General features: G+C 58.0%; 30 protein-coding genes and 3 pseudogenes. 20 read left to right on the top strand and 13 right to left on the bottom strand.

The annotated features are described in order from the left end of the window. The first annotated feature begins 43 nt into the window (after positions 1 to 43). From ACFQEY_RS04330 to ACFQEY_RS04320, 3 genes and pseudogenes are all read left to right on the top strand, one after another. Complete coding sequence (locus ACFQEY_RS04330; protein WP_058365910.1) at positions 44 to 823, top strand: hypothetical protein; 780 nt, start codon at positions 44 to 46, stop codon at positions 821 to 823. A 290-nt stretch (positions 824 to 1113) separates the two neighbouring features. Then, positions 1114 to 1394: pseudogene (locus tag ACFQEY_RS04325) on the top strand (IS6 family transposase); the annotation flags it as partial. A gap of 6 nt (positions 1395 to 1400) precedes the next feature. After that, positions 1401 to 1517, top strand: a complete 117-nt coding sequence (locus tag ACFQEY_RS04320) for a DUF6293 family protein (protein WP_379765143.1) — start codon at positions 1401 to 1403, stop codon at positions 1515 to 1517. Between the two features lie 9 nt (positions 1518 to 1526). On the opposite strand, the gene ACFQEY_RS04315 is transcribed toward ACFQEY_RS04320, so the two are convergent. From ACFQEY_RS04315 to ACFQEY_RS04275, 9 genes are all read right to left on the bottom strand, one after another. Further along, positions 1527 to 2765, bottom strand: a complete 1239-nt coding sequence (locus tag ACFQEY_RS04315; RefSeq protein WP_144800126.1) for a phage integrase SAM-like domain-containing protein — start codon at positions 2763 to 2765, stop codon at positions 1527 to 1529. Continuing rightward, on the bottom strand, positions 2762 to 3220 hold the full coding sequence (locus ACFQEY_RS04310; RefSeq protein WP_058365911.1) for a hypothetical protein: 459 nt from the start codon (positions 3218 to 3220) through the stop codon (positions 2762 to 2764). The genes ACFQEY_RS04315 and ACFQEY_RS04310 overlap by 4 nt, the downstream gene beginning before the upstream one ends. Positions 3221 to 3223: 3 nt before the next feature. After that, the gene (locus tag ACFQEY_RS04305; protein ID WP_058365912.1) at positions 3224 to 3805 is read right to left on the bottom strand and encodes a DUF7342 family protein; all 582 of its coding nucleotides are present in this window, start codon (positions 3803 to 3805) and stop codon (positions 3224 to 3226) included. A 492-nt stretch (positions 3806 to 4297) separates the two neighbouring features. Beyond that, positions 4298 to 5881, bottom strand: coding sequence for a transposase (locus tag ACFQEY_RS04300; protein WP_205252831.1), 1584 nt, complete (start codon positions 5879 to 5881; stop codon positions 4298 to 4300). A gap of 151 nt (positions 5882 to 6032) precedes the next feature. After that, the gene (arsB, locus tag ACFQEY_RS04295; RefSeq protein ID WP_379765140.1) at positions 6033 to 7211 is read right to left on the bottom strand and encodes an ACR3 family arsenite efflux transporter; all 1179 of its coding nucleotides are present in this window, start codon (positions 7209 to 7211) and stop codon (positions 6033 to 6035) included. A 97-nt stretch (positions 7212 to 7308) separates the two neighbouring features. Further along, positions 7309 to 7764: a RidA family protein gene (locus ACFQEY_RS04290; protein WP_128906803.1), complete on the bottom strand. Its 456-nt coding sequence runs from the start codon at positions 7762 to 7764 to the stop codon at positions 7309 to 7311. A gap of 116 nt (positions 7765 to 7880) precedes the next feature. Then, on the bottom strand, positions 7881 to 8648 hold the full coding sequence (locus ACFQEY_RS04285; protein WP_137711674.1) for an MIP/aquaporin family protein: 768 nt from the start codon (positions 8646 to 8648) through the stop codon (positions 7881 to 7883). A gap of 366 nt (positions 8649 to 9014) precedes the next feature. Further along, positions 9015 to 9344, bottom strand: coding sequence for an ArsR/SmtB family transcription factor (locus ACFQEY_RS04280; RefSeq protein WP_128906801.1), 330 nt, complete (start codon positions 9342 to 9344; stop codon positions 9015 to 9017). Positions 9345 to 9446: 102 nt separating this feature from the next. After that, positions 9447 to 9899 (bottom strand): RidA family protein, encoded by a 453-nt coding sequence (locus ACFQEY_RS04275; RefSeq protein WP_128906802.1) that lies wholly within the window; start codon positions 9897 to 9899, stop codon positions 9447 to 9449. A 284-nt stretch (positions 9900 to 10183) separates the two neighbouring features. On the opposite strand from ACFQEY_RS04275, the gene ACFQEY_RS04270 reads away from it, so the two are divergent. Genes ACFQEY_RS04270 through ACFQEY_RS04260 form a run of 3 tightly spaced genes read left to right on the top strand, consistent with a single transcriptional unit; the run spans position 10184 to position 11721 of the window. After that, the gene (locus ACFQEY_RS04270) at positions 10184 to 10321 is read left to right on the top strand and encodes a hypothetical protein (protein ID WP_158295129.1); all 138 of its coding nucleotides are present in this window, start codon (positions 10184 to 10186) and stop codon (positions 10319 to 10321) included. A 6-nt stretch (positions 10322 to 10327) separates the two neighbouring features. Further along, on the top strand, positions 10328 to 10726 hold the full coding sequence (locus ACFQEY_RS04265) for an ArsR/SmtB family transcription factor (RefSeq protein ID WP_004595754.1): 399 nt from the start codon (positions 10328 to 10330) through the stop codon (positions 10724 to 10726). Further along, complete coding sequence (locus ACFQEY_RS04260) at positions 10723 to 11721, top strand: permease (RefSeq protein ID WP_004595753.1); 999 nt, start codon at positions 10723 to 10725, stop codon at positions 11719 to 11721. Before ACFQEY_RS04265 ends, ACFQEY_RS04260 begins: the two co-directional genes overlap by 4 nt. 13 nt (positions 11722 to 11734) lie before the next feature. Here the strand turns inward: ACFQEY_RS04260 and ACFQEY_RS04255 are convergent, their stop codons facing one another. Then, positions 11735 to 12130, bottom strand: coding sequence for an ArsR/SmtB family transcription factor (locus ACFQEY_RS04255; RefSeq protein ID WP_004595752.1), 396 nt, complete (start codon positions 12128 to 12130; stop codon positions 11735 to 11737). A gap of 182 nt (positions 12131 to 12312) precedes the next feature. Between ACFQEY_RS04255 and ACFQEY_RS04250 the strand changes: the two genes are divergently transcribed. The 5 genes from ACFQEY_RS04250 to hcsS all read left to right on the top strand — a co-directional run bounded on the left by ACFQEY_RS04250 (position 12313) and on the right by hcsS (position 15810). Further along, the gene (locus ACFQEY_RS04250; RefSeq protein WP_004595751.1) at positions 12313 to 12732 is read left to right on the top strand and encodes a cupin domain-containing protein; all 420 of its coding nucleotides are present in this window, start codon (positions 12313 to 12315) and stop codon (positions 12730 to 12732) included. Between the two features lie 176 nt (positions 12733 to 12908). Beyond that, positions 12909 to 13238, top strand: a complete 330-nt coding sequence (gene arsD, locus ACFQEY_RS04245) for an arsenite efflux transporter metallochaperone ArsD (protein WP_094519407.1) — start codon at positions 12909 to 12911, stop codon at positions 13236 to 13238. A 3-nt stretch (positions 13239 to 13241) separates the two neighbouring features. Beyond that, positions 13242 to 15182, top strand: coding sequence for an arsenical pump-driving ATPase (gene arsA, locus ACFQEY_RS04240; protein WP_004595749.1), 1941 nt, complete (start codon positions 13242 to 13244; stop codon positions 15180 to 15182). Continuing rightward, a complete protein-coding gene (hcsL, locus tag ACFQEY_RS04235; protein ID WP_128906377.1) occupies positions 15179 to 15595 on the top strand; it encodes a halo-CC-star protein HcsL in 417 nt (138 codons plus the stop codon). The genes arsA and hcsL overlap by 4 nt, the downstream gene beginning before the upstream one ends. Beyond that, positions 15586 to 15810: a halo-CC-star protein HcsS gene (gene hcsS, locus ACFQEY_RS04230; protein ID WP_112077628.1), complete on the top strand. Its 225-nt coding sequence runs from the start codon at positions 15586 to 15588 to the stop codon at positions 15808 to 15810. Before hcsL ends, hcsS begins: the two co-directional genes overlap by 10 nt. Positions 15811 to 15853: 43 nt before the next feature. On the opposite strand, the gene ACFQEY_RS04225 is transcribed toward hcsS, so the two are convergent. Continuing rightward, positions 15854 to 16276, bottom strand: a complete 423-nt coding sequence (locus ACFQEY_RS04225) for an arsenate-mycothiol transferase ArsC (RefSeq protein WP_379765391.1) — start codon at positions 16274 to 16276, stop codon at positions 15854 to 15856. Between the two features lie 189 nt (positions 16277 to 16465). Here ACFQEY_RS04225 and ACFQEY_RS04220 point away from each other — a divergent pair, with 189 nt between their 5' ends. The 6 genes and pseudogenes from ACFQEY_RS04220 (at position 16466) to ACFQEY_RS18750 (ending at position 21005) form a co-directional block, all read left to right on the top strand. Then, positions 16466 to 16900 (top strand): low molecular weight phosphatase family protein, encoded by a 435-nt coding sequence (locus ACFQEY_RS04220; protein WP_128906375.1) that lies wholly within the window; start codon positions 16466 to 16468, stop codon positions 16898 to 16900. 702 nt (positions 16901 to 17602) lie between these two features. Beyond that, entirely contained in the window at positions 17603 to 18556 is a 954-nt protein-coding gene (locus ACFQEY_RS04215) for a ParA family protein (RefSeq protein WP_058365046.1), read from the top strand. Beyond that, positions 18553 to 19104: a DUF7970 domain-containing protein gene (locus ACFQEY_RS04210; RefSeq protein ID WP_379765133.1), complete on the top strand. Its 552-nt coding sequence runs from the start codon at positions 18553 to 18555 to the stop codon at positions 19102 to 19104. Before ACFQEY_RS04215 ends, ACFQEY_RS04210 begins: the two co-directional genes overlap by 4 nt. Positions 19105 to 19307: 203 nt before the next feature. Beyond that, positions 19308 to 19634: pseudogene (locus ACFQEY_RS04205) on the top strand (helix-turn-helix domain-containing protein); the annotation flags it as partial. A gap of 49 nt (positions 19635 to 19683) precedes the next feature. After that, positions 19684 to 20676, top strand: a complete 993-nt coding sequence (locus tag ACFQEY_RS04200; protein WP_144928157.1) for a transposase — start codon at positions 19684 to 19686, stop codon at positions 20674 to 20676. A 161-nt stretch (positions 20677 to 20837) separates the two neighbouring features. Continuing rightward, the gene (locus ACFQEY_RS18750) at positions 20838 to 21005 is read left to right on the top strand and encodes a DUF7837 family putative zinc-binding protein (protein WP_459864919.1); all 168 of its coding nucleotides are present in this window, start codon (positions 20838 to 20840) and stop codon (positions 21003 to 21005) included. Between the two features lie 35 nt (positions 21006 to 21040). On the opposite strand, the gene ACFQEY_RS04195 is transcribed toward ACFQEY_RS18750, so the two are convergent. Then, a complete protein-coding gene (locus tag ACFQEY_RS04195; RefSeq protein ID WP_379765131.1) occupies positions 21041 to 21322 on the bottom strand; it encodes a helix-turn-helix transcriptional regulator in 282 nt (93 codons plus the stop codon). A gap of 244 nt (positions 21323 to 21566) precedes the next feature. Here ACFQEY_RS04195 and ACFQEY_RS04190 point away from each other — a divergent pair, with 244 nt between their 5' ends. Genes ACFQEY_RS04190 through ACFQEY_RS04180 form a run of 3 tightly spaced genes read left to right on the top strand, consistent with a single transcriptional unit; the run spans position 21567 to position 23006 of the window. Beyond that, positions 21567 to 21959 (top strand): hypothetical protein, encoded by a 393-nt coding sequence (locus tag ACFQEY_RS04190; protein ID WP_379765129.1) that lies wholly within the window; start codon positions 21567 to 21569, stop codon positions 21957 to 21959. Then, positions 21956 to 22843, top strand: a complete 888-nt coding sequence (locus ACFQEY_RS04185) for an SDR family NAD(P)-dependent oxidoreductase (RefSeq protein WP_379765127.1) — start codon at positions 21956 to 21958, stop codon at positions 22841 to 22843. The genes ACFQEY_RS04190 and ACFQEY_RS04185 overlap by 4 nt, the downstream gene beginning before the upstream one ends. 22 nt (positions 22844 to 22865) lie before the next feature. Next, positions 22866 to 23006, top strand: coding sequence for a hypothetical protein (locus ACFQEY_RS04180; RefSeq protein WP_379765125.1), 141 nt, complete (start codon positions 22866 to 22868; stop codon positions 23004 to 23006). A 2-nt stretch (positions 23007 to 23008) separates the two neighbouring features. Here ACFQEY_RS04180 and ACFQEY_RS04175 read toward each other — a convergent pair. Continuing rightward, positions 23009 to 23599: pseudogene (locus ACFQEY_RS04175) on the bottom strand (hypothetical protein); the annotation flags it as partial.

Here is a 23599-nt window from a genome sequence, read left to right as displayed (position 1 = left end):
CCATAACAACCCCTATCAGTCCGTCAGTCTCGTATTCTTCTATATGGTGACTGGAGTACTTGGTCTTGCACTCGGGGCGAGTGTGCTCGGGCTCTCTCACGGGCTCGCCCCGGGCCACGGGTGGGCAATCGCGGCGAGCTATGCACTCGACAAACCGAACAAGTGGTTCTACGGCGCTGCATCGAGTCTCATCCTCGGGATCGGCCACCTCATCAGTAGTATAGCGATGGTGGTGGTCTACTTCTGGGCGCTTTCGTACTTCGGGCTCACACAACTCAGCTGGATGAATTACGTGGCGGGCGCGCTACTTATCGGGCTCGGAATCTGGCAGTATTTCAACGGGCATGACCACGGTACTGGATTTAATCACGACGGAGAAGAAGAGGAAGATAAGCACGCCCATGATCACGCGGACGACCACGAGCACACACATCGCACTGAAGAGACGTCCACGTGGGGGGCTCGCATTCGACGCGCCCTCCCATTCGTCGGTGAGTCCAGCCACGACCACTCGCACGGTCGCGTCGACGAAACGCCCGAGCGTGGCCTCTACGGGATGGTTGCACTCGCGTTTGCGCTTGGCTTCACACACAACGAAGAGTTTGACATTATTGCCATCTGTACCGGCTCGGCATACTGTCTCGAGTTGATGCTTCTCTACTCGCTCGCCGTCATCGTCTCCCTCGTCGGAGTGACTCTCCTGCTTGTGGCCGGCTATGAGCGGTACGAAGAGCGGCTCGAAGGATATGTCGAGTACCTCCCTACATTTACGGCAGCGATCCTCATCGTGATGGGGATCGGGTTCATCCTCGGGGTCTTTTGAAAGGACTGAATCTATACTTCCACGATGCGCCTATCGCAGGGTTATGTAGACGGTCGGTCGGACACTGTCCACCAAAGAATTGGCAGTGAAATTCCGGAAAGTGATACGAAGAGTGGATGTCCGAAAGACACTTGAGAAAGCACAGGAGAGCTCCGGGGTTGCCCCTGAGTGGATCCTCCTAATACTGCGCGTGGTGATCGTCGCGAACAGAGCTGTAGACGTGACAGTACTCCTTTCGACGTTCCTCGCACCGACGTTTCTCATCCAGCTGGTTAGCCCTGTCTTCCATGATGAACCTGCCGAGATTACGGGTTCCTCGAAATCGCACGCCTCGAGGAGATAGCGACTGCTTCGAGTTAGATTTTCTGGAGCGCGAGGCAATACCCAAACCTGCGATGAAGCTCGGTATGTGCCCTATTTAGCTTAAGTGAATATAGGAAATTGTTTTTATACAACATACGGTGAGGTCAACCGTTGTCCGTCAACCATCCACAACTGGGTACTGAAGACAGATCTCCAGTCGCTCGATGGGGTAAATCCGGATCACGTTGCGGTCGACGAGACTGTGATCCACTGAATGATAACCGAGAAGGGCTTCGTTGAAACCAAAGACGTGGGGCGAAGGACGGACGTAGATCTTACCGAGGAGGGGAAAAATACACTCTCCGCGTTTAGGCATCTCATCGAAAAGTGATTAGTATAGTTAGCGCTCAGTCGAATCGACCTCTTCCAGAGCTTCTGTAGCAACATCACCTAACTCCCCTGCCTCGATATGTGAATACCGTTCTCGAACCATCTCTTCGGAGTTATCGAGATACCGGGCCGCCACCGTGTACCCAAACGCGCGGACAAGTACCTCGCCCATTCCACGTCGACCACCGTGGGGCGCGAGATAATCGTGTTTCGGGTGGTCGATATCGACCTCTGCGGCCTCCGAGAGCCGTTGGAGAATCGTCCGTGCGCCGTCCGTCGTAATCGACGGCGGCCGAATGTCCTCATCGAGCGCCAGCAGTAGATCGCGAGCGTATTCTTCACGGCGCTCAGTAATTGCTTCCGGGAGTTCCCCTCGTTCGGCTAGCTCATCCTGGATGAGTCCTGCGAGCGTCCGTTGGTCGAACGTCGGGAACACCGGCCAGCGTTCCGTCGGTGGGTCCATCAGCCTTCGATAGCTCCGCAGTGGAGAGATTACTGGGTCGGGGAGACTGGCGGCGTCCCATTGCTGCTTCTTCCGGTAGACATCCATACTACCGTCGTCGAGCGAAATTTCCTCCCACCGGACGCCGCGCCGGCGTGGGTCGTTCGGATCCCGGAGCAGTTCCCCGACGCGGACAGCGGTGTACGCGAGAACGAACACCAGCGCCCGGTCACGAGCCGCCTTCAGCGCCGCGTAGCGCGCTCGCTGTCTGTCAAGAGGGTCAGTATCCCCCGGGAGTGTGGTGAACGTCTCGATGGCGTCACGGGCTCGCTCGTCGACGTACCGGGTCAGGGCGTGGCGCTGCTCGGACGTCCAGGCCTGCTGATCACCGGGCTTGCGACCGTCGTCCTCCGGCAGCGGCGCCATCGCACTCGCCCGCTGCGCGTAATGGGCTTCGAGATATCCCTCGTTGACGCACCACCCGCACCACGCGGAGATATAGCGATAATAGGTTTGTACGGTATTCTGTTTGAGCCCGCGATCGCCGGCGAGATGCCGGGCGTACTCCCGGAAGACGCGTTCATCGAGGTCTTCGAAGGTGGGCTCCTGGTCGACGTCGTCGGATACGATCCCGGTCCAGTCGTCGGCGCCGCGGTCGCCGGCGGCCCACTCGGCGAACCGCTCGAGCTCGCGTGCAGCGTTACGTCGGTAGTTCCCGCCGTCGCCACCGCGGCCTTTCCCCTTATCCTGGAGGTAGCGCTCGAAGAAATTCTTGAGTGACTGATCGGCGCGTTCTCGGGGTGTCATGGTTCCTCGTTCGCGTACTGGTAGGTCGGACGGACGTCCTCGAGGAGCTCTTCGACGATTTCCCAGAGAACCAGGGAAGGGGTCTCGTGTTCGAATGTAATCTCCCAGCGATCCTCCGTATCGGCGACTGAGTACTGGAAATGCGCCCGTCCGAGATCGGGATGGTCCTCGTCCTGGTGCCAGCCGGCGTGAAAGCCCGTGTTCGGGTCGGTGTAGTTGATACGGAACCAATCGTGAGGGTCCTGCCGATACCACTTGACGGTCAGCTCCGGCGAATCAGGGCCTGTCGGGGGATCCAGACGGGCCGGATCGAAAATCGCCCGCAGCTGCTTGGCCTCGATATCGTCAGGAACGTACTCGACGGCCGTGATCTGGGGAACACGGTCGAGGACGTCCCGCTTCAATTGGGTGTAGAGGTTCGCGTTCGGATCACCACCTGGATGCGGGACCGACATTCGTTAGCTGCTGGCCTCAGCGGGCTCTGTCGTCGGAGCGAGGAAGTCCCATTCGCGGATGGCGAAGCCAACGATCTGGATACGCCGCTGAAGGTGCTCCCACTCGCGGGCAATCTCACGGCGACGATCTTCCTCCTCAGCGTCAAGAGACTCGTCAGCGAGCGTCCCGCGAAGCTGGTTCGGTGACTCGACCTCGAATTCATTCTCCCAGTCGCGAATCTGCGTCTTCATATCGGCGAGACGGTCCGTGAGTTCCTCGACAGTGTGCCCGCTGTCTCGAAGCCGCATCGCCTCCTGCATTGCTTGGCGGCGGTAATCAGGGTAATACGTGGTGTGAGTCCCGCTTTCGTCACGGTGGAGGATGCCATCGTCGACGAGCCGATCGAGGACGCGTTTGGTCGGCTCGTGTGACCAGCCCGCTTCCGAGGCGATCCAGTTCGCCGTCTGAGGCTCCGAAAGCTGCCGGGCGGTCATCCTCACGCGGTCTTCACCCGTGGTCTGGCGTTCCATCAGGCCCTCGGAGTTCGATTCGTCTTCGGACATACAACACCGTTCGCGCTTTATCTTAATATAGGTTGAGGTCATTAGTTCTATATCGAATGCGTTTCTTCGCCATCGCCTCGACCTCGGCTGAGGAGAGTCAGAGAAATCTCAAACCCCGTTCTTGGCAGTTCTACCCCGGGGGAAGCGCCGTCGTGAGGCGGTTGCAGCATTCGTGCTTCACCGACGGCGGCGGGGTACTTCAAACTGGTCGTGATTACTATACTAATCACGTCCAGTTGTTGTTTTGGGCGTACTAGCCAAATTCAGCGGTCTCAGCCTACAATTCCGCTATTCGGAGATATATAAACTTCATATGGCTATACCAATTCGTGGGCGTGTGAAGTTCACAGTTTCGGAGGATAGGCTAGTTTTAGATCGAATCGCCATCAAGTCGTGGTGATTCTCAGCAGTCGGGGATCGATTTTGAATCCCTACTCTCGAACTACCGGACGAGCGTACGAAATTGCGTGGATTTTGGCGCTGCTGAATACGGTTGTCACTCTTGAGCGGCGGACCCAGCGAGAGCTCAACCGATTAGTCGTGCGGGATCAACGCCGAGGCAACGAGCTCAACACACTCACCCGCAGTCAACACGGGTGCGTAGTCCATCTCTCCGTCGACACCTGCTTTCAGCAGGAAATCGGTGAGCCGCCAGATATTGTACAAGAGGACCGCGAACACGAAGTAGAATAGGCGAACACGGTAATCTTTCGAGGAGGTCTTGGCGAGAAAGTCGCCCTTGATCGATTTGTACTCACTCTCGATCTGCCACCGGCGGCTGTAGCGCTGACAGAACGTCTCGGCTTCCTCGGGACCGACTCGGAGATTCGTCGCGAAGACGGCCGTTCCCTCTCCACTCGTCGACGGTACGTACAGGAGCCGCATTGGATGCGATCCAGATTCCACATGGACAGAAGCCGACTCAACAGCCACCTCTTGGTCGTCTTCCTCCATTTGTTCAAGTACATTCCGTTCGGAACTGGAGACCCGCTTGGGTATGAGGTAGTTCACATCGAGGTTTGAGAGTGTCTGAAACACTTGTATCGAGTCGAACTCCCGATCACACAGCACTGTCTCGATTGGAACGTGCTCTTTTGCTCGTCGAACGAGCCGTCGCACAGTACGATGGATCTGATTCGACGTGTTCTCATCCCACTCAGAGCTCTCTCGAACCGGTTCCACGGCAAGAACGAGCGGGATATTCTGTCCAATGATCGAGAGTGTTGCGAATTTGAACGCTCGACCGTCTCTGTCCTTGGTCCCGCTGACCATCGGCATCTCTTCGACCTCTCCGTAGTAGGGAATAGTCGTGATGTCGATCGCGGCTGTGACTGGACGCCGGAACGATGCTTCAGAGGCGATCACCGAGAGTAAGCGATCCGTCGTTTTGTTGAATCCCCTCACGAGTTCTTCGGGGCCAAATTGTTTGACTGCGCGGAGGTGGGTATCACCATGCGGTCCGTACTCTTTCCCGCGCCGATATTGGAAGCGAGTCGCTCCCTGCGAGGTGCCACAGCGGACCATCCCCATGAACGTCTGTAACTCGAAAAATTGCGTGTCCTCGTACGAGGCGTTCGACGCCCGACCAGAGTCGAAGTGTCCATAGGCGTGATCACGCGCGAGGCGCGTTGTCTGGACAATCTCGTCCTGTGAGAAGGATTTGTCTTCGACTGGGTCTGCGTCTTCTTGCGTATCGTCGACGATCTCTGCCTTAGGCCGCACCTCCGGTGCTGAGATGCTGCGATCATGGACTTCTTTGACAACGAAGTGGGCGGCAGCGTGGATGTATTCGTGGGTCGCGTCGTCGAATCGATTTCGCCACGCACGAGAGAATGCTGATTCGTCGGGCACTCGACTGAAGCCGAGGATAGTCGCTACTTCCGGTTGTCGGGTGAGTCGTCGAGTGAAGTTAGCGTATGAGTCACCCGTTATCTCCATGAACACGAACGAGAGCACCATCGCGCGAAACGAGAGTGGCGCGGGATGCCATGCTGGATACCCGTCTTCGATCGCGTCTATCGCGTGATCGAAATCCTCGAACACGGTGACGAGATCGGCTTCTTTGAGTTTGTCCCGGATGGTGATACCGAGCTGGTACGCTTCGCACAGAGACTGCATACGGGGTTCATCTTTGGAAGGAGGACTGCCGGAACCACTCATTTAGAAAATGGTGAGGTCGATAGCAAAGTTACCACACCGGCATGACTACAAACATATTCTCTTCATCGTCAAATGGATTGTAAGCGTGTGGCGAATAGCTGGTTAAGTATCAGTCATCAGCCGTGGAGCTTGAGGATCCATCTTCGGTCGTAGTCGTCTCGTCTAGCCGCCCGGTCGTGTATCCCCGCCAGTCGTACCGGTCTTGGAGGTACAACGCGACTTTCACCAAGGCGAGCAGCACCGGCACCTCGATAAGCGGACCGATAACGGTGGCAAACGCGACCCCGGAGCCGACACCGAACACCGCGACCGCGACGGCGATCGCGAGCTCGAAGTTGTTTGAGGCGGCGGTGAAGCCGATCGCAGTTGTCGTCGAGTAGTCGGCACCGATACCACGGCCCATGCCGAAGCTGACGAAGAACATCACAACGAAATAGATCGTCAGCGGCACCGCGATGAGTAGGACGTCACTTGGCTGCGCGACGATGCGCTCACCCTGCATCGCGAACATCACGATCACTGTAAAGAGCAGCGCGATCAGCGTGAGCGGGCTGATCGTGGGTTCAAACGTCTCCTCGTACCATTCAACACCTTTCGCCCGCGTGCCGACGAATCGGGAGAGGATGCCGGCGGCAAAGGGAATTCCGAGGAAGATCGCGATCGCCTCGAAAACCTGTATCGGTGTAATATTGAATGCGGAAATGCCGGCAACGAGCGATTCCATGCCCAGAATCGGGGGGAGAAATAGAGCGAAGAACCAGATGTACACGCCGTACGTAACGATCTGGAAGACGCTATTGAACGCGACGATCCCCGCGGCGTACTCGTTCGAACCCTCGGCGAGCTCGTTCCAGACCAGTACCATCGCGATACAGCGGGCCATCCCGATGAACACCAGTCCGAGGAAGAACTCAGGTCGGGCAGGCAGTCCAGGGACGAGACCGCTGAAGAAAATGACCGCCAACCCGAACATCAGTGTGGGGCCGATGAGCCAGTTCTGGACGAGGCTCAGCCCGAGTACCTTCACGTTCTTGAAGACAGCGGGGAGTTGCCCGTAGTTGACCTTCGCGAGTGGTGGGTACATCATTAACACGAGGCCGATCTCCACGAGGTGGAGGTCCTGAATCGGACCGGTCACCGACGGCGCAACGTAGCCGAGGCTGATCCCGATCCCCATCGCGCCGAAGATCCAGACGGTGAGGTACTTATCGAGGAAGTCCATCGACCGGGGATCCCCGCAGGACTCACAGTCGCAGTTCGGGCCGTGCTCGTGAGCGGCGCCGCTCACGCCACCGTCACCCCCGTCGTGTTGGGTGAGTCGGCCGTAGAGCGATACCGGTGCGTAGGCGGATAGTTGTTCATAATTGGTGTGTCGGCAGCAGTGGTTACTCTTCGGCCGCGATCACGTCGAGCTGGACGTCTGCGCCGCCCGGGAGCGAGCAGACGCCGACGACGGTCCGCGGGGGAAGTTCGACGTCGTCGAACCGGGACTCGTACACGTGGTCGATCGCCTCCGCGGCGCTCGGATCCGTGAGCTGAATTTCAAGCTTCATCACGTCGCCGAACGTCGCGTTTCGGTTGTCGGCGAGTGCGGCTTCGAGGTTGTCGAGCGCGGTCGAGAACTGCTCTTCGATTGAGTGCTCACTTAATATTTCTCCGTCGATCTCAGGGAGTATCCCCTCGAAAAAACGTAGGTCGGACGAGCCCGTTCGCTTTCCGAACGCACCGATGTTGTCCGTCCCTTCGCGCTGGCGCTTGCTCTCCTTACTTAGTGTGGGATCGATATCCATCTCGGTACGCTGCTCCGATTCCGGTTCGACCTCGGTTGTCTGCTGCCCCATAATAGATGAACAGTTGTTCATATATTAAAACTCTTTGGAGCAAGTCGGAAACTGTGATCGGAGTCCGGCTTCGGGGTGCGGAGCGGGGGGTCCAGACTCGTGGTGCCCCGACGACATCACAGCAGACGGTACAGTCCGGCCGCGAGAAGCGCCCCGAGGAGCGGTCCCACGATGGGCACCCAGGAGTATGCCCAGTCCGACGGTCCCTTGTGCGAAAACGGGAGAATTGCGTGGGCGATGCGCGGTCCGAGGTCGCGTGCGGGATTGATCGCGTATCCGGTGGGGCCACCTAACGAGAGTCCGATACCGAGCACGACAAGCGCGATCGGAAGCGCCGACAGTGCCCCTAGACCGAAGCCCACCGCTTGGCCGTCGATGGTAATCGACTGAAGCACCTCACCCGACTGAGCGTCGAAGAATCCGGCAGAATTCAGGTAGAGGACGCCGAATACCAAGACGAAGGTGCCGATGATTTCGGTCAGCAGATTAGCCGAATAGTTTCGGATCTCAGGGCTGGTCGAGAAGATCGCCAGCTTCACCTCCTCGTCTTCGGTCGCGGCGAAGTGGTCTTTGTACGCCAGCCACACCACTACGCCGCCCAGGAATCCGCCGACCGTCTGTGCGGCGACGTACGCCGGAACCTGCGCCCAATCGAACAGCCCGGCGGCAGCGAGGCCGACCGTCACGGCGGGATTGATGTGACCGCCGCTGACCTGACTGACGGTGAACACGCCCATGAACACTCCGATGGCCCATCCCCACGTGATGACGATCCAGCCGCCGCCGTTCCCTTTCGTCTCGTTGAGCACGACGTTGGCGACGACGCCCCCGCCGAATATGATGAGGATCGCTGTTCCGATGACCTCGGCAATGTATGGATGCATTCTGCTACTCCAATAGATTTATATCTATTCATCTATTAAAGTGAATTGGATCCCTTACACCGAAGATTTTTATTTAATGTGGAATATACGGTCGATAAAGACCAATTAGACAAGTGTATTTTCCACAATATACAGTTTGGACACCAATACGTATGAATAATAACTAAATCAAATGTGCTACAGTAAAGGAGTTTGGTAGCATTTTCTGTGGCTCATTTCGAGATGGATAACGTCGAGAGAGGACTCACAGTAACTCAAACTTTCACGCAACCAGATTCATCCACCCCGTCTCGGTTCCGCTCAACGGTGATTCCATTGCTAGAGTTAACCTCTGTCTGACCTGCTAGAGAACGTACAATTACTGATTTATCGCGTCCGATCAAGTGCCTCCACGAGCGCCTCCGCCCGTTCCGTGGTCGAATAACTGCGCGAGCGTCCATCTTTTTGCTTTTTTACGAGTCCGGCATCACACAGAAGCGTCAACGCGTGACTGACAGCGCTGTCGCTTATGGACACGTAGGGCGTGATCTCGTCGAACCTGACCGCGCCATCCGCGTCGACCAACAGGCGGACGAGTCGATATCGCGTCTCATATCCGAACGCCGACAGCGCTTTCACGTCGGCGGTCGTCGTCGCGTCGTCGATCAGTGCGTCGAGATCCGTGCCAGGAAGCGGGTCTGAAGAGGAGTCGGGCATAACTGACGTATTCGCTGCGACCGGAATAATTGTTCTGTCGGGCTTCAAAACGGCAAATACGAGCGAAATGCTTCTATTATCGAACTACACGGACAGCTACGGTTACTCTTCGGCGGCAATCACGTCGAGCTGGACGTCCGCACCGCCAGGCAACGAGCATACACCGACGACGCTGCGCGGTGGGAACGCCACGTCATCGAATCGCGACTCGTACGCGCTGTCCACGGCCGCCGCCGCACCTGCGTCTGCGAGCTGAATCTCGACCTTCATGATATCCGAGAGCGACGCGTTACGGTTTTCTAACATGAGTTCGAGCCGATCCAAGCACATCTCTATCTGCTCGTCTATTGGCTCCGATCCTCTTATCGTCCCGTTGATCTCCGGGAGAATACCTTGGAAGAAGATCAGATCCGACTCACCGGTTCGCATGCCGAATGCGCCGACGTTGTCGATACTGTCGCGCTGACGTTTGCTCTCCTCGCTCAGCGACTCGTTAATCGATATTTTGTTTTCACGGTCCGTCCGATCGTCTTGAGCCGCTATCTGCTGCGACATACAATTTAGTATTCCCTCATATGTTAAAGGTCCTTTCGGTTCTACTGTGTTGAGATCGAGGTAATCTACTCGGTACTAATATAATCTGTAATAGATTAATACCGGTAAAGCACAGTATGATGCTTGAATAATCCGGTTTTCCACACTATCTTGTGTGTATATAGTTCGGTGGAAGAACTGCGTCAAACAAACACATCTGAATATAGATCCGAGTCGAGTGCTCTCTCGAGTCAGCTGAACACCTGACCAAATGAGTTAAGTCAAATCGGATTATATCGATATGTATGTCGATACTCGACCGACTGCTCGGTGGCGAGTCAAACGACGATGAGAGCTGCTGTGACATGCAAATCGAGGAGGTGGACTCGGACGAAAACGAGGCGGACGCGCCGGACGAGCGCGCCGACCGTACGGAGGACTGATTCATAATGTCGCAGGAACAGAACGCGGCGGCTCAAGCGGGCTCCGAATCCGCGAGCGGAACGCTCCGACGGATGGAGGAAGGCGTCTGCTGTGACGGGCCGTTCCCGGAGACTCGACGGGCGGACGACGCGGTCGTCGAGGCGGAGCTGTCGGCGTTCAAGGCGCTGGCCAACGAGAAGCGACTCGCGGTCGTTCACGCGCTTCGAGAAGGCGAGCTCTGCGCCTGCGAGTTGGAGACCGTACTCGACGCGCCCCAGTCGACGGTCGCGTCACACCTCAGGAAGCTCCGCGACGCCGGCATCGTCGCCACGCGCAAGGAGGGAAAGTGGACGTACTACCGGATCGCGGACACAGCGAGCCTCCAGCTGCTCGATCTGGCCGCGGCGTTAGGTGAGGACCGATGATCCCGCCGGGGACCGAAGCGGCGCTGCTCGACTCGTGGGACTACTTCCTCCACCTCGCGATGGTCCTCACGCCGCTGTTCATCGGTGCGTCGTTCCTCGTCGGGCTCGCACAGGAGTACCTCCCGCCCGAGCGCGTCGAAGAGATGCTTCGCGCACGCGACCACGGCAGCGGGAACGTCCTCGCGGCGGGCCTCGGCGCGGTGACGCCGTTCTGCTCGTGTTCGACCGTCCCGGTCTTGGCGGGCCTGTTGGGGGCCGGCGCCCCCACGGGCATGGCGTTCTCGTTTCTGCTCGCCTCCCCGATCGTCAACTGGATCGCCGTGTTCCTGCTGTTCGGGCTGTTCGGGACCGGCGTGACCGTCGCGTACGTGACGACGGCGCTGCTCGCGGCGATCGTCGCGGGACTCATCATCGGGACGTTCGAACTCGACGGGTATATCAAGGACGTCCGGATCACCGCGGGCGGTCGTGAAATCGCGACCGACGGCGGAGCGACTCCCTCGGACACGTCGGGGGCAGCCGACGCTGGCGGATGTAGCGAGTGCGGGACGACGGCGACGAACAGAACCCACAAGGAACGCGTGACTGCCGCGGGGGAGGGCGCGCTCTCCTTCTTCCGCGACACACTCCCGTACATCGCGGTCGGGATCGCGATCGGCGCGCTGATCCACGGCGCCGTACCGGCGGAGCTCCTCCAGCGGATCGCCGGGCCGGGGAACCCGCTCGCGACCCCGATCGCCGCACTCGCCGGTGCGCCGATCTACGTGAGCATCAGCGGAATGCTGCCGATCGCGCACTCGCTCACTGAGGCGGGGATCCCGATCGGAACGGTGATTGCGTTCGTCATCGGCGGGGCGGGGATCAGCATCCCGAACCTGATCCTCCTGAACAAGCTGTTCGAACGCCGGCTGCTCGCGATCTACGCGACGACGGTCGTGACGATCGGGATCACCGTCGGTGTGCTGTTCAACACCGTCTTCGCCGGGCTACTCTGAGCCGGGAACCTTCTTACAGCGACCGCGACCCGTCGAGAGCGACGAGGACCGCGTTCGCACGCGGCGTGGCGCGATACATCCGCCACTTCCCTTCCTTCCGGCGCGTGACGAGGCCAGCATCAGTGAGCTGCGAGAGGGCGTGGCTGATTGCGCTGTCGCTCACGTCCAAGAGCGGCGAGAGCTCACACACGCATAGCTCCTCGTCATCAGCCGCGTGAAGCATCCGAACGATCTTGTATCGGGTCTCGTTGCCGAGCGCCGACAGTAGCTCGATATCGGTCTCCAGGTCCGACCCGCCGACGCTCTCGTTCAGTTCTTCTAGCTCCGCTAACCGGTCGGCGAGATCTTCATCTGTACAGGAGCCACATTCGTCGGCGACGTACCGCTGTAAACGCTCGGTAGATGACATACAAACAATTGAACCAAGCTGGGATTAAACGTTGCGGAGCGCCGTCTCAACTGATAGCTGGACAGCGAAAACAATATAGTAATCTCTCAAATATTGTCTCGTGTGAAAGAGACGAGACTTGTGGCAGGTGTCTGGCGGTCGACAACGACCATCTCGGCAGGCTCGAGCAACGATACGACCGAATGCGCCGCTACAGGGTGTTCGCCGTGACCGGTTCCTACAAACGGGTCAATTACACCGACATCGAGACCACCTCGGGCGCGATGCGGCCGCTTACTGACTCGCTCGATAGCGAGCAGGTCGGCGTGTCAATCGCGCGCTGTGAACCCGGATGGCGGAATAAGTCGCATGACCACGCCGCGGAGGATCACGAGGAGATATACGTCCTCTTAGAGGGTGAAGCTACCGTCGTTATCGACGACGAATCCGTCGAACTCGAAGCCGGCGACGCGGTTTGGATTCCGCCGACTGCGGCGCGGCAGATCCAGAACGGTGATGTCGAAAGTGCGCTCGTCCTCGTGAGTGCCCCGGCGTCGAAGTGTCGAACCACGACGTGTGTCGACGACCCAGGATCGTGGGCCACCAACGGATTTATCGGGTGATCGGGGGGTCTCGGCCGTTCAAGATGAAATGACTGTGCGACCGATGTGGAGATATCCGACCGAAGAGCTTATAATTGTATGAGAGTTTGTTCAAATGAATCGGCCACAGAGAGGACAAACAAACGTGTCCTGCTGTGAACGATACGTCAGACGTACGACCGCGATCCGACTCAATCATGACCGAACTTACCCTGTACGAAGAAGCGATGTGTTGCTCCACCGGCGTCTGCGGTCCCGACCCCGACGACGAACTCGTTGAGGTCAGCGCGGCGCTTGACCAGCTCGAAGACGCGTTCGACGAGCTCGAAGTCAACCGGGCGAACATGCAGCACAACATCGATCAGTTCCTCGAAACGCAGCGGATCTACGACCGCGTTCAGGAGGACGGACCGTCGATTCTCCCTATCACGGTCGTCGACGACGAGATCGTCGCCGAGGGCGAGTACCTCTCGTACGACGAACTGACCGCGGCCATCGACGGCAACGCCGCGCCACAGGAGGCCTAATAAATGGCACAATCACAGTCGACAGCGACGAGCGCGCGTGAGGTCGTCGAACCGAGTAGCGACGAAACCGAGTTCGTTTTCTTCAGCGGGAAGGGCGGCGTCGGCAAGAGCACGGTGAGCTGTGCGACCGCGACGTGGCTCGCCGACAACGACTACGAGACGCTGCTGGTGACCACCGACCCCGCCCCGAATCTCTCGGACATCTTCGGGCAGTCGATCGGCCATGAGGTCACCGCGATCGACGGGATCGAGAACCTCTCGGCGATCGAGATCGACCCGGACACCGCCGCCGAGGAGTACCGCCAGGAGACGATCGAGCCGATGCGCGAACTGCTCGGTGAAGAGGAGATCCAGACGGTCGAAGAGCAGCTCAACAGCCCCTGCGTCGAGGAGATCGCCGCCTTCGACAACTTCGTCGACTTCATGGACAGCCCGGAGTACGACGTCGTCGTCTTCGACACCGCACCGACGGGCCACACCATCCGGCTGATGGAGCTCCCCTCCGACTGGAACGCCGAACTCGAGAAGGGCGGCTCGACCTGTATCGGGCCGGCGGCCTCGATGGAGGACAAGAAACAGGATTACGAGCGCGCGATCGACACGCTCCAGGACGACGAGCGCACTTCCTTCGCCTTCGTCGGCAAGCCGGAGGACTCCTCGATCGACGAGATCGAACGCAGCGCGAGCGACCTCGGCGACCTCGGGATCGAGTCGCAGCTGTTGATCCTCAACGGCTACCTCCCAGAGTCGGTGTGCGAGGACCCCTTCTTCGAGGGGAAACGCGCGGACGAGCAGGCCGTTATCGAGCGCGCCCGCGAGGAGTTCGACGCGGACGCGACGGCGACATACCCGCTCCAGCCCGGCGAGATAGCCGGGCTCGACCTGCTCGCTGACGTGGGCGGTGTCCTCTACGACGGCACGGAGGCGACCGTCGACGTCGGGACCGCGACCGACGTGGACGCTGACGGTGCGGTCGAGTTCGATTCGATGGCGGACGCCGACGCGGTTGTCGACCAGCTCACGCCGGGCGAGGAGACGGAGTACCTCTTTTTCACCGGGAAGGGCGGCGTCGGCAAGAGCACGGTCGCCTCGACGGCAGCGACGAAACTCGCTGAGGCGGGCCACGAGACGCTTGTCGTCACGACCGATCCGGCCGCGCACTTAGAGGACATCTTCGGTGAGCCCGTGGGCCACGAACCCACCTCGGTCGGCCAGGAGAACCTCGACGCGGCGCGAATCGACCAAGAAAAAGCGCTTGCGGAGTACCGCGAGCAAGTCCTCGACCATGTCACCGAGATGTACGAGGACAAAGAGGACACGCAGATCGACGTCGACGCCGCGATCGCGAACGTCGAAGAGGAATTGGAATCGCCCTGTGCCGAGGAGATGGCCGCGCTCGAAAAGTTCGTGAGCTACTTCGACGAGGACGGCTACGACGTGGTCGTCTTCGACACGGCGCCGACAGGCCACACCCTTCGCTTGCTCGAACTTCCCTCCGACTGGAAGGGGTTCATGGACCTCGGCTCGCTGACGAAGGGGGCTGCCCCCGCCAAAGGCGACCAGTACGACGAGGTCATCGAGACGATGAAAGACCCCGAACGGAGCACGTTCGCGTTCGTGATGTACCCCGAGTACACGCCTATGATGGAAGCCTACCGGGCCGCCGCCGACCTCAAAGATCAGGTCGGCATCGAGACCTCGCTGGTCGTCGCCAACTACCTCCTCCCCGAGGAGTACGGCGACAACGCCTTCTTCGCGAATCGGCGCGCTCAGCAGGCGCAGTATCTCGACGAGATCCGTGACCGGTTCGACGCGCCGTTGATGTTGGCGCCGCTCCGGCAGGACGAACCGATTGGGCTCGACGAACTCAGCGCCTTCGGTGAGGAGATTACCGGACTCGCAGACGTTGTCGAAGCGGACGCACCGGAGGTGACGCCCTCGTGAGCGACGCACAGGACGTGGAAGGTGCGGCCGAGGACAGCGTGGGCATGTCGAATGAAGAAGACGTAGAAGCCAACATTGAGGCGGCGCTCCACGAGTTCCTCGACACGCTCGACGAGTCTGAGACGTATCAGCGGTTCGTCGCGGCCGACGAGGCGTTACAGGACGATGACGACGCGATGGCGCTGCTCCGCGAGTACCAGCGAAAGCAACAGCAGATGCAACGCGGCGGTTTCGACGAGTCGGTGATGGCCGAGCTGAAGCAGCTCCAGACCGAAATGTCGAACAACGAGACGATCCAGCGTCAGCAGGCCGCACAGGCCGATCTGATAGAACTGCTCAAGCGAACGAACGACGCCATTAGCGACGAAATCGGCGAGGAGTTCGCGCGGTCCACCGGAGGTGGGTGCTGTTGAGCGCTTCCGGTCAGGACGCCAGCGAGGACGGAGTCACCGACGACGAGGTCGTCGCGGCCGCCGAGTCGCTCGGCGAAGAGCTTGCGGCGGCGAAAGAGTCCTCCTCGGAGTTCGCGTTCACCACGATGGTGATGCAGTGTAACGAAGCGATCGGCGACGAGACTGGTGTCGACTACGGGAGCGTCTGCGGCGCCGACGACGACGGCTGCTGTTAGCGGAGGTCACAGGGGCGGTTCCGGCTGACGGCCCTGCCAATTGTCACTCCGCGGACGGAGTTTGCGACAGGAGTTCATCGAACAGCGAGACGATACGTTCTTCGATCTCGTCACGGATCTCCCGAACCTGCTCGATCGGACGCTCGTGGGGGTCGTCAAGCCCCCAATCGCGATTCTCGCCGTTCCACGTCGCTGGGCACACGTCCGATGCCGAACACCCCATCGTGACGACGATATCGACCGCCTGTAGCTCGTCTGGCGTCACCTCTCGCGGCGTTCGGTCGCTGAGATCGATGTCCCGCTCTCTCATTGCTTCGACGACAATCTCGTGGACGTGGTCTGCGGGCTGTGTGCCACCGGTAACGATCGTAATCTGATCGCCCACACCGCGACGGTCGCGCTCGCGCTCAGCGAACGCCGCCGCCATTTGGCTCCGTCCTGCGTTTTGGACGCACACGAACGCGATCTGGTGGTCCGTCCGCTCATCGGATTCAGTCACACCTCCACAAGCGAGTGGGATCGGTATAGCTGTTACTTCAGGCACAGCGGCTCTTGATAGGCTATCTGAGAAGTACTCTCAGAGCCGTGTTGAGCTAATGAGACGTATATATACCACATAGAAGTTCTCAAGTCGACGGCATCGATTCTGTTGTTTATGAGTGATGATTTGCCGGTTACTCTAGGATTCGTTTGTGTACAAAATGCTGGTCGCAGTCAGATGGCAACAGCGTTCGCCGAACGCGAGCGTGACCGTCGTGGACTCGGAGACAGTGTTGAGATCATTACCGGTGGCACTCACCCCGCCGATAGCGTCCATGACGAGGTCGTGGCGGTCATGCAAGACCACGAGATCGATCTCTCGGATCGAGTCCCTCGAGAAGTCTCAACAACTGAGCTCGAATCATGTGACGTCGTCGCCACAATGGGCTGTTCGACACTCGAACTCGATGCTGAAGAGATAGATGTTCGCGACTGGGCGCTAACAGATCCTGACGGCCAAGATCTCGATCAGGTCCGTGAGATCCGAAACGATATCGAACAGCGGGTTACAGACTTGTTCGACGAAGTTCACGCGAACGGTTCACAGTGAAACAAGCGCCTGCTGGAGCGGTACTCGAATGACGGACTGTTATTGATTTAGCGAGGTTTTAATCAAGCTTTTTGTGAGAAAACAAAGGCACGCATGAGATCTATCCTCCGAAGTTATGAAGGTGGATTGATTGTCGAAGCTAAATCGGGAAATACTGGGGCTGAGTCGGTTGTCCTTCCCAATCGTGTCATCTATTTCTGGCGAAATCACGCCACGGTTGTATTGACCACATTGGCGAAATCTCACTTTCTGCCGCCCCACAACGCCGCGAGAGTGTAGTCTTCTTCGGCGAACTCAGGGGATCAACCGTCCAAGAGAGATAGCGGATGGGCTTGCTTGACATCTTCACGACTGATTACGGGGCTGGGGACTCTTGGCTGGGAGATCATCTGAGCCCCGTCGATCACGGTACGAGATTATATGCAGAGCGTCGGTAGCTGATGTAGCTGAATGATTCTCTCCGTATCGAGGGAGAAGAATGGTCGACGGCCCGACCTTGTTCTACCTAGCGTGCCGACGTCCGGCGAATTTTGCTTTACTCACCCACATACATCAGTTGTGGCAGTCCGTTATGAACGTCCATTGTGAACGGTCATTATGAACGTACAGTATGGTCATAAGGTGTGGTCTGTAGTTGCTACAGTGAGTAATGTGGTGTGTGTCTGAGCAACTCTTATTATCGATGCGGATGATGGTGCGCACATGCTACCAATAACCGTCTATAACCAGAGTGGTGGCCAATCCAAATCCACGATCACCAGAGATCTCGCCGCCGCCTACGCCGAACTCGGTCTCAACGTCCTCATCGCGGATTTCGACGCGCAAAATGGGAGCGTCTCGAACTATCTTGGCGTCGACGAAGACAAACACAACCCCGACGCCGACGACCTAACGCTCCACCTCATTGACCAGGGCAAAGGGCCGTTCCGCGATCTCATTCGCACGGCCGACGACGGCATCGACGTCATTCCCTCACACAAACGCTTCAACCGCGTCGACCAACGCCTCGACCAACACGCCGACTACCTCGAAGCGTCCAAACCCCCCGAGTGGGAGTATCCCCGATACAAACGCTTTTTCCAAGTCCTCCAAGACAACGACATTCAGGACGAGTACGACGTCATGCTCGTCGATCCGAACGCGAAAGCCGACGAAGGCTACTATCTCGCCCTCTACGCCACCCGCAACATCCTCATCCCTGCCGAACCCACGCGCGGCGGCATCGAGAGCATCGCCGGCGTCGAAGACAGCGCCCGCAACTTCGCCGAAGAGATGGATATCAACATCACACTAAGCGGTGTCGTTCCATCGAAAGTCGACGCCGGAAAGAAGATTCACAAAGAGTACCTCACTAAGATTCACGAGCAGTATCCGGCTCCAGTCTACTTCAAAAACCTCGGTGCGTTCGAGAAGGCCGAGGAGAACTACGAGACGGTGTTTTCTCAGCTGAAGGACGGCCGCATCCGTGACTACAACGCGGACATCATGCCGAAGTTCCGCACCCTCGCATCGTACATCTACCATCGCGCGGGCCAAGACCTCCCTAACGGCGGGTGGCCGCGAGAAGATCTATTCCACGGGAACGACATCTGGGGAGAAGTCGACCTCTCTCAGCTGACAACTGGCGGTCCCGACGCCGCTGAGGTGTCACAATGAGCTTCGAGTCAGGCGGCGATATGGAGAACCCGTTCGAGGACACAAATGACGAAGGCGACGACACTCAAGCCGACGAATCAGTAGAGATGGACATGGAAGACACGCAGCCTGTCGAGGACGACAAATCGACCAACGAGACCACTGGACAGGCGTCGAGTAATACGAGGCGCGACGACTTACGTGAAGCCGGTGTCGGACAAGAATCCGAGACCGGAGTCGACTACATTAGCGACCTTAAATCCGGCCGCAGGCACTCGAACGAGCAGCTCGCGAGAGCACTCATGCAACCGGAGTATCACTCCGAGTCGCCGCCAGTCCCCTACGCGACGTGGCGAGATGGAACGTCGACGGCACGCGACCGGACCACGCTCGAACTCAACCCGGACGTCGACGACCTTGTCCGAAAGGCCCAAACCGAGTTCGAGGACCGCTATGGCACGAACATCACAAAGGCCGATCTTCGCGAGTTCGCGATGGTGTACGGCCTCGCACACCTCGATGACGTCTTCGAGATGGCTGAAGAATGGGGCATCCAGTACGACAACTGAACCTATGCGCTTCCGTAATTGGCTTCGAACTGTTCCTTGACGTCATCAATATACAGACTTGTGAGCATATCCTTGCCAACTCTAAAGACGAATGGTCCATCCGTACATGAGGAGAAACCTGAGTGGTAGAACTCAGCCAGATACGCTCTAACCAACTATCTAGTAAGGCTTTCAATTGTTACCGAATTATTGGTAACCACCAGATGTACGAGGTGCTCGACGACACGGCAGCCCAGGTCATCCTCGCCATCAAAAGTGGTGACTCCATCCGGCGTGTCGCTCAGCACCTCCACAGACCGTACGAGACGGTGAGACAAGCCGTCAACCATCTCGAAGACGCAGACCTACGTCCACTATGACGAGGCCTCTCTGTTGTCGACCAGCGCGTGAGAGAAGCCGCGTGCGAGCTGGTCGCGGCAAGCGCCGGCGTGAGTCCACCCTCCATCGAGGAGGCATACATCATCCCGCAGTTCGGTGACTGGCCGTTCGCGTTCACGCGGATCGACACCATCTACGTCTGGATACAGGGCGAGCGTGTCATAGAAAGCGTCACGTACGAAGCAGCAGGGTGCGAAAAGTGTGTCCAACACCAGCGCAACCCTGCAAGACGTAGCTTCGGTAGACGACTTCTTGAATGCGGCGGCTACCGAGACAGTACCGCTGTTTGAATACCTTGAATTCCAGTTTCTGAGAGAGTACGACGTGTTCGCCCCCTCGAAGCGGGGGCGAACACGAGTTCACCAGCCACCAGCCCTCTTTTGCGGCTTTCTACACTGCTACTACAAGGATATCTACGGCACACGTCCGGTTGCACGAGAACTCCAGCACGGCCTCGTCTGGTACTACTGTGGACTCGACAAACCGCCGTCTAGGGACACGGTTGACCGCTTTCTCACCGATCTCGAACACGTTATCGACGATATCTTCAACAGGCTCATCGAGCAGGCCGCCGCCCGCGGCCTGCTCGACTCCACGTACTCTATCGATTCGACACACATCGAGGCGATCCAATACAACGACGCCGCCTCGTGGAACTATGATCCAACTGCCGAGGAGTACTACTACGGCTTCGGCTGTACGATCGTCTCAACCGGGTCAAAGATTCCGATTGCGGCGGAATTCACACAGGCCAAACAAGCAGACAAAGAGACGGCGATGCGCGTCACACGTGACGCGCTCGCCGTCGAAACTCCGATCTGGATGCTTGGAGATAGCGCCTACGACATCCTTGATTGGCACGATCACCTACTGGCCGCAGGGGTCGTGCCAATCGCTCCATACAATCCGCGAAACACTGATGACCCGAAAAATATCGAGTACAGGGTCGAAGACCGAATCGAGGAACACAGCGAGGACGTTCAGCTGAAACAATCCATCTTAGACGAGACGTACAACAACCGGACAGGAGTGGAACGAACCAACGACGCAGTCAAGGACTGCGGCCTCGGGCACGTCCGCGCCCGAGGCCGCGTCCATGCACGAACAGAAGTGTTCCTTGCACTGTGTCTCCGACTCGTCATTGCAATCACCAACTACGAGCGAGGAAACGAACCGGGCTGTGAGATGCTATGAGTTGGATTCTATGACACGCTCCATGTGGCAGTTAGCTGTAGTGTGGAGATATATTTTGACGAATCTGGTCAGTACGTGGACCACAGTGGTGTCTGACAAAGTGTTAGGAGGCTGCCGGTCCTGAAGCCATGTAGAGCGGAGGGGACGCCTAGTATGAGCTCATGACCGAAAATAATGCTGTCTTGGGTAGTTGTCCGCAATGTGGTCACGAGGTCCGCGAGGCGTGGGTAATGATCGAATACGAGACTACCGAGGGTGAGGAGGGAGTGTGGGCAGAGTGTCCCAACTGCGAAACGATTGTGGATCCGATACACGCCAAGCCAAAGTGAAGCGGCGAAGCCAGGCTGATATCGACCGCGACGGTTCAGGCGTCGTGGTCAATGTACTCAGCTTCCCATTCTGCTCGCGCCTCAATTTCTCTGGTGCCCCGACGAGTGGTAGTGTACTCATTGGTTCGACGGTCTCGCTGACTTTTCTCGACAAGTCCCTTCTCAACGAGTGTGTCGAGATTCGGATAGAGCCGACCATGGTGGATCTCTTTTTCGTAGTAATCCTCGAGTTCGTCTTTGATTGCGAGCCCGTGGGGGTCATCAAGTCCGGCAACTACGTACAGCAGATCGCGCTGAAACCCTGTGAGATCATACATACCCTGTCTTACGTATTCAAGTTTTGAAATAGTATTGATCTTCGAAATGCTGTTCTAATGGTGACTTCGCAGTATCGAACACGGTGGAGTAATAGCTCAGGGGATCACGATATCCGAATTAACCAACGCACACCCTTAGTCCCCAATTCTGTTGGTTAAGATCATTCACCGGTCGCTGTGATACTGAGAGAGATCTATCCCGCCGGCACTGACTCTTAAGCTCCATCAGAGCGAAGGAACGCGTATGCTACGGCAGTTCCTCGGTGCTCTCGGCGTTCTCACGACCCCCGCTCCGGACCGGATCGTGGCGGTATTCGAGACGATTGCGGTCGAGAATCCTGACGAAAACACCGTCCATTCGTGGTTTGGTCTCCTGATTCGGGTGGAAGGAGTAGTGCTCACGACCGCTGCGCTCCGTGATGACCGCCTCTACGCGTGGCTGATGAATGTCACCGGAATCTTTGGTGCTGTCTTGGTTTTCGTCCCGCGACTGTACGAGCAAATCGCGGGGGCGCTCGTGTACGAAGACCCGGAGTCGGTGGGGTGGAACGAGCATCTCACCGACGGCGTCCGCGTGATCGGCGCTGTGTACGTGCTACTCGCGCTTTTGGACCGCCGGCGTCGAAAGGGTACATGATCGACGATCTCTCCGACCGCACGATCCTTCTCACCGGTGGAACGAGCGGATTCGGGCGGGTGGCAGCGGTTGACCTCGCACAACGAGGTGCGACCGTCGCAGTTGTCGGCCGCGACGAGTCGAAGGGAGCCACCCTCACAGAACAGTCCGAAGACCTTGCCGGAACAATCGCGTTCCATCAGGCTGATCTCGCCTCCCAATCCACCATCCGGTCTCTCGCAACAACCGTGAAACGCGAGTACGATCGGATTGATGTCCTCGCTCACAATGCTGGACTCTCAGCTGGAACACGGCGTGAGAGTCCGGACGGAATCGAACTCACACTCGCGGTGAACCACTTGGCCACCTACCTCCTGACATACGAATTGCTCGACCATCTCCGTGACTCATCCGATCCGCGTGTTGTCGTCACTGCCTCGGACATCCATCGGCGGGCGACACTCGATCTGGACGACCTACAGCTGACGGACGAGTACGACTCACTCGACGCGTACGCCCGCTCGAAGCTGGCGAACATCGCGTTCACGGTCGAACTTGATGCCCGGCTCCCGGACGACGCCGCAGTCACGGTCAACTGCGTTCATCCGGGATTCGTTCCGTCGACGGACCTGTTCCGTGAGGCGTCGCTCCGAACGCGGCTGCTGGTTCGGATCGCAGGGCTGGTTCCGGGTGTCGCTACCTCAAAGCAAGCGGCCGCCGAACGTCTCCAATCGCTTCTGGTGGAGCCGACGTACGGCTCTATGAGTGGCCAATATATCGGCAGCGATGGTCCCGTTGACCCCGTGCCCGAGGCGACGAACCAGGCGGTGCGACGGCGGCTCTGGCGAATAAGCGCCGAACTGGTCGGCATCACACCCGACTGGCCGACGCCTAGCATCAACTAAGATTCTTTCACCGTTAGCATTGGTGACGATCACAGAAGATGCAGATCGCTGGCATTCGGCGATTCGATTTGCGGTCGGGCAGGACAGTACGCTCGCGCAGATCGATTATGCGGTTGAAGAGATTGCCGGGATTGTTCATCGGGTTCTTTGGATTTCGCGGTAGAATCAGCGGGCCTTATCCAGATCGATTGACTTGAAATCGTCACTATCGCCGATCTTCTCTTTGAGAAGATTCGCAATGTCTTCATTCGCCGTTGCAAATAGAATCTGCCGGTCCAGTTCCGTTGCGGCGCTAATTAGCAGATTGAAGAACGAGACTGTATTGATATCATCCAAGTGAGCTACCGGCTCATCAAGTAGCATGACTGGTGGTGCAGTTGGATGGGCGAGATTATTCGTCATGAAAATCGCCAGCCCAAGTGCCGCTCGCTGTCCAGAACTCATCTTTTCGACGGGCTCACTGTCGTCTGCCGAGCCTCGACGACTCACTCTGACAGTGTCATCCTCCAGTAGAACCTCATCAAATTCATATGGCCGCTGAAACGCTTGGAATAACGTTGTAATCGCACTCATATGGTCTTCGATATGTTCGTTGAACGCTTTTTTGCCCCCTGTTTGCGAAAAGGCTTGTTGGAGTCTCTCAATGCCACCCTCCCAGTCCTGCTTGTCGGCTGTAACTTTCTCAATTTTTGCTCTATTGAAAATGCGGTACGGGAGCGGGATCATAGTGTTTTGGCGAGCTTCTTGAGGTTGTTG

The sequence above is a fragment of the Halorubrum trueperi genome (genome assembly GCF_042662525.1).
GTDB classification, from domain to species: domain Archaea; phylum Halobacteriota; class Halobacteria; order Halobacteriales; family Haloferacaceae; genus Halorubrum; species Halorubrum trueperi.
Note: the sequence above shows the minus strand (reverse complement) of the source record. Positions and strands in the feature narration are given on the sequence as shown.